The 7,474-nt window shown below is 62.7% G+C and carries 6 protein-coding genes and 2 pseudogenes; 7 read left to right on the top strand and 1 reads right to left on the bottom strand.

The features are described from left to right. Nucleotides 1-248: 248 nt before the first annotated feature. Nucleotides 249-1,067, bottom strand: a pseudogene (locus tag A9D60_RS24275) (methionine--tRNA ligase); the annotation flags it as partial. Between the two features lie 253 nt (nucleotides 1,068-1,320). On the opposite strand from A9D60_RS24275, the gene A9D60_RS24270 reads away from it, so the two are divergent. From A9D60_RS24270 to A9D60_RS24240, 7 genes and pseudogenes are all read left to right on the top strand, one after another. Continuing rightward, nucleotides 1,321-1,953, top strand: a complete 633-nt coding sequence (locus tag A9D60_RS24270) for a TetR/AcrR family transcriptional regulator (RefSeq protein ID WP_065269965.1) — start codon at nucleotides 1,321-1,323, stop codon at nucleotides 1,951-1,953. A 60-nt stretch (nucleotides 1,954-2,013) separates the two neighbouring features. Further along, nucleotides 2,014-2,649 carry an NAD(P)-dependent oxidoreductase gene (locus A9D60_RS24265; protein ID WP_065269964.1) on the top strand — a complete coding sequence of 212 codons (636 nt, stop codon included), beginning with the start codon at nucleotides 2,014-2,016 and terminating at the stop codon, nucleotides 2,647-2,649. A 41-nt stretch (nucleotides 2,650-2,690) separates the two neighbouring features. Beyond that, nucleotides 2,691-3,752, top strand: a complete 1,062-nt coding sequence (locus A9D60_RS24260; protein WP_217492095.1) for an MBL fold metallo-hydrolase — start codon at nucleotides 2,691-2,693, stop codon at nucleotides 3,750-3,752. Between the two features lie 117 nt (nucleotides 3,753-3,869). Then, the gene (locus A9D60_RS24255) at nucleotides 3,870-5,078 is read left to right on the top strand and encodes an HlyD family efflux transporter periplasmic adaptor subunit (protein WP_065269963.1); all 1,209 of its coding nucleotides are present in this window, start codon (nucleotides 3,870-3,872) and stop codon (nucleotides 5,076-5,078) included. Next, entirely contained in the window at nucleotides 5,075-6,250 is a 1,176-nt protein-coding gene (devC, locus tag A9D60_RS24250) for an ABC transporter permease DevC (protein ID WP_065269962.1), read from the top strand. Before A9D60_RS24255 ends, devC begins: the two co-directional genes overlap by 4 nt. Beyond that, the gene (locus tag A9D60_RS24245) at nucleotides 6,250-6,936 is read left to right on the top strand and encodes an ATP-binding cassette domain-containing protein (RefSeq protein ID WP_065269961.1); all 687 of its coding nucleotides are present in this window, start codon (nucleotides 6,250-6,252) and stop codon (nucleotides 6,934-6,936) included. The genes devC and A9D60_RS24245 overlap by 1 nt, the downstream gene beginning before the upstream one ends. 265 nt (nucleotides 6,937-7,201) lie before the next feature. Further along, nucleotides 7,202-7,474, top strand: a pseudogene (locus A9D60_RS24240) (integrase); the annotation flags it as partial.

Below are 7,474 nucleotides of genomic sequence, written 5' to 3'. Positions count from 1 at the left end.
CCTTACCGTCTTGCGGTCGAGCCCGGTCTGCCGCGCGATTGCGCTGATGCCAAGGCCCTGCCGCTTCAATTCAAAGATCATCACGATCTCCCTCAATCCCACCACCTGCGAGCCTTTCCATTGGCCTCTACAGGGGAAGTATGCGCGACCGATGATCAGGGGGGCATGCCCCCCTGATCATCGGCATCGGCGCCAAACTGGGGAATTTTCATCCAGCCGTTTTGGGGAGATTACGTCCAGCACTCACACTGCGCGCAGGCGATGTACTCGATAGGCGCGTCGAACCAGACGTAGAAGACCTTGCTCTCCATGCCGGGCCATTCTTCCTCGCCCTTCTTCACAGGGATGCCCCAGTCGAGGTCGCGGGTGATACCGCGGTCCTGCAGCCCGTCACCGTCATGGAGCCATTTCTTGGCGATCGAGGTGGTCAGCACCGGCCAGTCGCTCTTGCTGTCGATCCAGGCCTCGATCTCGTCCTTAATCTGGCTCTGGCAGAGGTAGAGGTGCTTGGTCTCGCGCATCTCGAGGTCGGTCGCGCCCGAGATCACCGAACGCGGGTTGATCAACTCCACCGGGTCAAGCTGCTTGGTACAATTGTCGCACTGGTCGCCGCGGGCGTCCTCGAAGCCGCAGTTAGGGCAAGTGCCCTCGATGTAGCGGTCCGGCAGGTAGCGTCCGTCGGTGGGCGAAAACATCTGCGTCTCCGACACCTCTCGGATCAAGCCGCGCTCGGCCAGTACACCGGCGAAATGCTGGGTCAGCTTGTGGTTCTGCGGGCTCGAGGAACGGCCGAAGTGGTCGAAGCTGAGGCGGAAACCCTCGGCGATCTTCGACTGCACCTCGTGCATCTCGGCGCAATACTCGGCGACCGGCTTGCCGGCCTTGGCGGCGGCGAGCTCGGCGGGAGTGCCATGCTCGTCGGTGGCGCAGAGGAACAGCACCTCATTGCCGCGCGCCCGCTGGTAGCGCGCGAAGAGGTCGGCCGGAAGCTGGCTGCCCACGAGGTTGCCGAGGTGCTTGATCCCGTTGATGTAGGGGATCGCCGACGTGATCAGATGACGTGCCATGATCTCTCTATTTACTCCCGCCTCGTCCTGCTGATCATAATGCGAGCTCGATGAATTAATGACTATTGGGTCACTAATCGCATCTCACTGACGTAGATGCAAGACGGCGCGGCCATCCAACGCGCCTAGCGCTCAATTCCAGTTGCTGATTTCTGAGCCTAGCGAAGCGCGCCCTAGGGTCTTGCTTAGTGACCGAAAAGTCATTAGTGGATTGATGACCATCGAATCACTAATGGCCACAGGCAGAACTTGCATGGAAGACACCACCAAGAAGACCCTGAAAAAGCGTGAGCGCCGCAAGGATGCGCGCCCTGACGAGATCATCGCGGCAGCGATAGAGCTGTGGAAGGTGCGAGGTTTTGCGGCCACGCGACTTGAAGATGTCGCTGTGGGAGCTGGCATCGCAAAAGGCACGATCTACCGCTATTTTTCCTCGAAGGAAGCGCTTTTCGAGGCCGCGGTCGAAGCGAGGATCGTCCGAAGCATGAAACAGGCCAACCAGTCGGCGGAGATATTCGAGGGCACAACGGAACAAGCGCTCCTCGCCTTCTTTGAGAAAGTGCGCCGAGAGATGGTTGAAGGCGGCTCATTCATTTTCCTGAAGGTGCTCATCTCTGAAGGTCACCGGTTTCCCGAACTCGTCGAGCGCTACGAAGCCACGGTCCTGCGTCGTGGTTTCGACGCGGTGAAGAGGCTGCTTCTGCGAGGCGTTGCGCGCGGCGAACTGAAACCTGAGGCGGCAGAGTTTGATCCGCGGCTGGTGATGGCACCTGCCATGATGCTGTCGCTCTGGGGAACCGTCTTCCCCGGGGCGGGGGCACTGGATGCTCGTCAGCTGCATAAGCAGAACGTTGCACTTCTCCTCGGCAGTCTCGGTGTGGACTGAACTTCATATATCCGGTGCGTGATCTTTCCATTGCAACCCGAACTTCAGGATGAAACTCCCATGAAAGTAGCAGTTATTGGCGCCACCCGCGGTATTGGGCTTGAACTCGTTCGGGCAGCGCTTGCCGACGGTCACGAAGTGACGGCGCTCGTTCGTGATCCCGCGTCCTTGGCCGAGAAGAGCCCTCGTCTCCGCATCGTGAAAGGCTCCGCCGAGGATGCGACGGCCGTCGCAAATGTCGTCGAGGGCCAGGATGTCGTCTGCGACACGCTCGGGACGCGGAACGTGACGGGAGAGGTACGGCTCTTCTCGAACGCCGCCGAGAAGCTCGCTGCGGCTCTGCAACCCGACCAGCTTCTGATCACGGTCACTGGGATCGGCGCGGGTGACAGCAAAGGTCACGGGGGGTTTCTTTACGACAAGGTCTTCATGCCCTTGGTTCTGCGCCGGATGTATGCCGACAAGGACCGGCAGGAGGCCATCATCCGCAACAGGGTGGCGCGCTGGATCATCGTGCGGCCTGGCTTCCTGACCAACGGTCCCCGCACGGGCAAGGTCCGTGCCGTGACCGACCTGCGTGGGGTGACGGGCAACAAGATCTCTCGTGCTGATGTGGCAGAGTTCATCCTGGCACAGGCGAAGTCCCCCGAGTTCATCGGGAAGACTCCGCTGCTCATCAGTCCGATCTCAAGATGACTTTCCTTGCAGGCCGCTCCTTCCGTCGCCTCGTGGGCACAATGCTCGTGACGCTGATGGTCGCCGGGTGCGAGCAGGAAGCTGAAGGGCAGCAAACAGGCCATGATGGAGAAGAAACGGTGTTCCAGCTCTCAGATCACTTCGATGGCGAACGGTTCATCAACCCGACGTTGGAAGACCAAGTGAGACCCGGCCTTCGGGATGTATTTGGTATGATCTCCGAGGGTCGACCGTCGTGGCCGGACAAAGTAGCCAACACCGCCACCCCGCGGCTCGACCACGACCTTGGCGTGAACGGCATGGCCGTGACCTTCGTCAATCATGCGACTTTCTTGATCCAGTTGCCCGGCCTCACCATCCTGACTGACCCGGTCTGGTCCGACCGGGTCAGTCCGGTGTCCTGGTTCGGACCCAAGCGGGTGCGCGCGCCGGGGATCGATTTCGATGCGCTTCCCGAGGTGGACGTCGTGTTGATCAGCCACAATCACTACGATCACCTCGACCTGCCAACGCTCAGGAAGCTGAACGCACGCTTCTCGCCGCAATTTTACGTGCCCTTGGGGAACCGCACCTTGCTTCATGAGGCGGGCATCATGGCGGTGACGGAGCTGGACTGGTGGCAGGATGTCGTTGCCGCATCGGGCGTGCGCATCGTGCTGACCCCGGCGCAGCATTCGTCCGGGCGCGGGCTGCGGGATAGGGATCGCAGTCTCTGGGGGAGCTATTACATCACGCGCGGCTCCCGCAGTCTCTTCTTCGGCGGAGATTCGGGATATTCATCGCAGTTTACCGAAATCCGGGAGACGTTGGGAGCACCGGAGGTCGCACTGCTGGGCATGGGCGCCTACGAGCCGCGCTGGTTTATGAAGCCGCTGCACATGAATCCTGCAGAAGCGCTCATGGCCCACCGCGACCTGCGGGCCGGCTACAGCATCGGCATGCACTTCGGCACTTTCCAGCTGGCGTCCGAGGAATTCCAGGAACCGGTCGAGGACCTCGCGAGGGCGCTCGCCGAAGACCCGGCCCATGCCGAGCGCTTTGTCACCATGCGGGAGGGAGACGTTCGTCTCTTCCCCCGCGAACGCGCCGACGTCGGAGAGTGATCAGCATGCATTTAGATCGGGCGCAGCCTGACGCCGCATTCGCCCAGCCGGGAACATCTTCTGAGCGGTTCGGCACGGAACTTCGCGTATCATATTCAAATTTGGAAGATCGGCAAAATGCTGGATGACGCAAAACTCCCACTCGCGGATGATGGCAAGGCGGCTCCCAAGAAGGAGCCCCGTGCCAAGTCGGCGCGACAGGGCATCTATCGCAGGTTCAAGCTGTGGCGGGTGCCGCTGCTCGTCCTGTTCCTGTTCAGCGGAGCCGTTGCGGGAATGTACTTCCAGCCGCCCCTCCTGCGCAGCTTCTTCGCGCTCACCGGGTTGGAGCCGGGCGCGGGCAGCGGCACCCCGATCGCGGTCCCCGCGCCAACCCCGGTCGCGCCGCCTAAGCCTCTTCCGCCGTCCATCACCGCCCTGGGCAGATTGATCCCCGAAGGCGATATCATACGCGTGTCCGTGCCCTACGGGGCGGGAGATGCCCGCATCGAGCGTATCATGGTCAGCGTCGGGCAGGTGGTGCGCGAAGGCAATGTGATTGCCGAGTTGGACAGCCTTTCACAATACCGCACGGCCGTGACCGCGGCCGAGGCGAATGTGGCCGCGCGGCAAGCCGCCCTGACACAGGCACGTGCCTCGGTGGCGACAGCGCTCGCAGAGGCGCAGGCGAACCGGGATCGTGCAGCCTTCGCCGCGAAGCTTGCTGCGGACGAGGCGGACCGCGAAAAGAGCCTCTCCGAACGTGGCGCTACGACGCGCGCGGCTCTTGAGCGAGCGACCGCCCTGGCTCTGCAAGCTGCAAGTGAACTGGCGCGCGCAGAGGCACTTTTGGCTCGGCAACAGGGGGGTGAGGATCAGCCGGACGTGGCTCTGGCGGCTCGCCAGCTCGATGTTGCGCGGGTGGAACTGATCCAGGCAGAAGCCAACCTTGCTCGCGGTCAGGTGGTTGCGCCCAAGGACGGCCGGATCATCGCGCTGCACGTTCGGGTCGGTGAGCAGCCCGATGCTGACGGCATCGTGTCGCTTGGCGCCACGGACCGAATGGAAGCCGAGCTCGAGGTCTACCAGACCGACATCCGCCGCGTGTCGCCCGGCCAGCCTGTTACGCTGAACAGCGCGGCACTGGCGGAGCCCCTCACCGGTTCAGTCATCAGGATCGGCTATGAAGTCGAGCGGCAGACGGTGCTCTCCGCCGATCCGGCCGCGAACACCGATGCCCGCATCGTCCGCGTGACGGTCGCACTCGATGCAGCCTCTTCGGCGCGCGCGGCGGCCCTGAGCGGTCTCGAAGTCACGGGCCGGATCGAGACGGGGACCAAGCAGTGACCCATCTTCTGACCCTCCTGCTGAGGCGACTGCCGATCGGCTGGCTGCAGCTGACGCATAACCGCGGGCGTATGGCTGCGGCCTTGGCTGGGGTGGCGTTCGCCAATGTCCTTGTGTTGGTGCAGCTCGGGATCCTTGGGGCCCTCAATGGCACCATCGCGGTCGCCTACGCGCCGTTTCAGGGCGACATCTTCATCTCGGCCTCGGATGCAAACACCTTGACCGACGGCTCGCCGCTGGCCAGACGGGTGCTCTATCAGGCGCTGTCCGATCCGCAGGTCGCGGCAGCGGCACCGCTCTACCTCGGCAATGTGGAATGGACACGTCAGGACGGCTCAATCGCCGAGATGACCGTCTACGGGCTGCCCGTGGAGGCGCAACGTTTCGCCGGGCCGCTCATCCGCGATGCACTGCCCACGCTGTCGGTGCCCGATACCGCGCTCATTGACCGGGGCACGCGCGGCGCAGATGCCGAGGCGCTGGCGCAAGTTTCGCCGGACACGCCGCTCCAGTTCGAAGCCAATGGCCGGACGGTGACTGCCACGGGAAATTTCGCGTTAGGGGGCAGCTTCAACGCCGACGGGTCCTTGGCCGTATCGGATCAGACCTTCCTGAGGCTGTTCCCAAACCGGATTTCCGGGACACCCTCGCATATTCTCGTCGATGTGGCGCCAGGCGCCGATCCGGCGGAGGTCGTCGCCCGTCTGACCGAGCGGCTGGCGTCCGAACCTGTCCAGGTGCGGTCGCTTGCGACCGCCAAAGCTGATGATCTGACCTATCAGACGACCCAGCGTCCAACGGGCGTGATCTTCGGGTTTAGCGTGGCCATGGCCGTCGTGATCGGGCTAGTGATCGTGTATCAGGTCCTTTCGACCGACGTGGCGGACCACCTCGCGGAATATGCCACCTTCAAGGCGATGGGATACCCGCACCGGTTCTTCCTGAGCATCGTGCTCGAAGAGTCCTTCATCCTGGGCGCCCTTGGGTTCCTGCCGGGGCTTCTTGTCGCCCTCGGGCTCTATCAAGGTGTTGCCGCGCTCACAGGCCTGCCGATCGCGATGACGGTCACGCGGGGCGTCATGGTTTTCATCGGCACGATCATCGCCTGCGCAGCCTCCGGCTCGCTCGCGGCGCGGCGCCTGCGGACGGCGGACCCGGCGGAGCTATTCTGATGTTTCCAATCGAAGTGACGGCCCTGAACCATTGGTTCGGAGAAGGCGAAGCGCGAAAGCAGGCGATCTTTGACGTCAACCTGACCATCGACCAAGGGAGCCTCACCATTCTTGTTGGGCCTTCGGGTTCCGGAAAGACAACCCTTCTGACCCTGATGGGCTGCCTGCGTGACGTGCAGGATGGCTCGGTTCGTCTGCTCGGGACCGAGCTGCATGGGGCGGGAATGTCGGTGCTGGAGGCCATGCGTCGCCGCCTCGGCTTCATCTTCCAGGCCCACAACCTCCATGAGAGCCTGACTGCGAGGCAAAACGTATTGACCAGCTTGCAAGTCCACGGCCGGGGCAATCCTGCCCGTCAGGCAGCAGCGGTAGAGCACATGCTTGGGCTTGTCGGCCTGGCGGACCGAATCGACTATCTGCCTGGCAACCTGTCGGGGGGCCAGAAGCAGCGGGTTGCGATCGCACGCGCGCTGGTCTCGAACCCCGACATCATCTTCGCAGATGAGCCGACTGCGGCGCTCGACAAGGAGACGGCAATCCCGATCGTGCGCATGCTGAAGGAGCTCGGACAGAGCCGGGGAACCACGACTGTCATGGTGACACACGACAACCGGGTCCTGGAACTGGCCGACCGGATCGTGACGCTCGAGGACGGTCGGATCGTGAAAGACGAGCGGCTACGTTGAGCGCCACCTGCAGCGCTGTGCGCGCGATTGTTCCTTCTTGCGAGGGCCGCGACACCCTGGAAACAGGGGAAAGTGGGCGGCGGCGCTGCATCCGCAAAAGGTTTTCCAAAATGAATGTCGTGTTCGGGCTCTCTGCTGCCCAATGCGTCTGCAGCGTTTCCCAAAGAAAAAAGCAACCTGACAGCGGCCATTCAAACCACCAGTAAACTGAGGCGTCAGCGCTGTGCTGATGTTTGGTTTTGGCGGGAGGATTGGAGGGCGCACAATGCCAAGAGTCCAACTTCCCGCTGTCACCCCGAAACGAAGAGCCTGGAACAAGGGCCGGATCATCGGCCAGAAACGGCCGCTTTTGCCGAAACAGGTCTGGGCGATCCGCGCGCGGCTCGAGCTGGCGGGCAACCTGCGCGATCTTGCGCTGTTCAACGTGGCCATTGATAGCAAGCTTCGCGGATGCGATTTGGTGAAACTGGCCGTCGCCGACCTGGTGAGGGATGATCGCGTTCGCGAACGCGTGTCCGTGATCCAGAGCAAAACCAAG

The sequence above is a fragment of the Leisingera sp. JC1 genome (genome assembly GCF_001679925.1).
Lineage (GTDB): Bacteria > Pseudomonadota > Alphaproteobacteria > Rhodobacterales > Rhodobacteraceae > Leisingera.
Note: the sequence above shows the minus strand (reverse complement) of the source record. Positions and strands in the feature narration are given on the sequence as shown.

What these genes read in the sequence shown, in the direction of transcription:
- A9D60_RS24270 (WP_065269965.1), top strand. Translation starts at nt 1,321, where the DNA reads ATGGAAGACACCACCAAGAAGACCCTGAAAAAGCGTGAGCGCCGCAAG.
- A9D60_RS24265 (WP_065269964.1), top strand. Translation starts at nt 2,014, where the DNA reads ATGAAAGTAGCAGTTATTGGCGCCACCCGCGGTATTGGGCTTGAACTC.
- A9D60_RS24260 (WP_217492095.1), top strand. Translation starts at nt 2,691, where the DNA reads ATGCTCGTGACGCTGATGGTCGCCGGGTGCGAGCAGGAAGCTGAAGGG.
- A9D60_RS24255 (WP_065269963.1), top strand. Translation starts at nt 3,870, where the DNA reads ATGCTGGATGACGCAAAACTCCCACTCGCGGATGATGGCAAGGCGGCT.
- A9D60_RS24245 (WP_065269961.1), top strand. Translation starts at nt 6,250, where the DNA reads ATGTTTCCAATCGAAGTGACGGCCCTGAACCATTGGTTCGGAGAAGGC.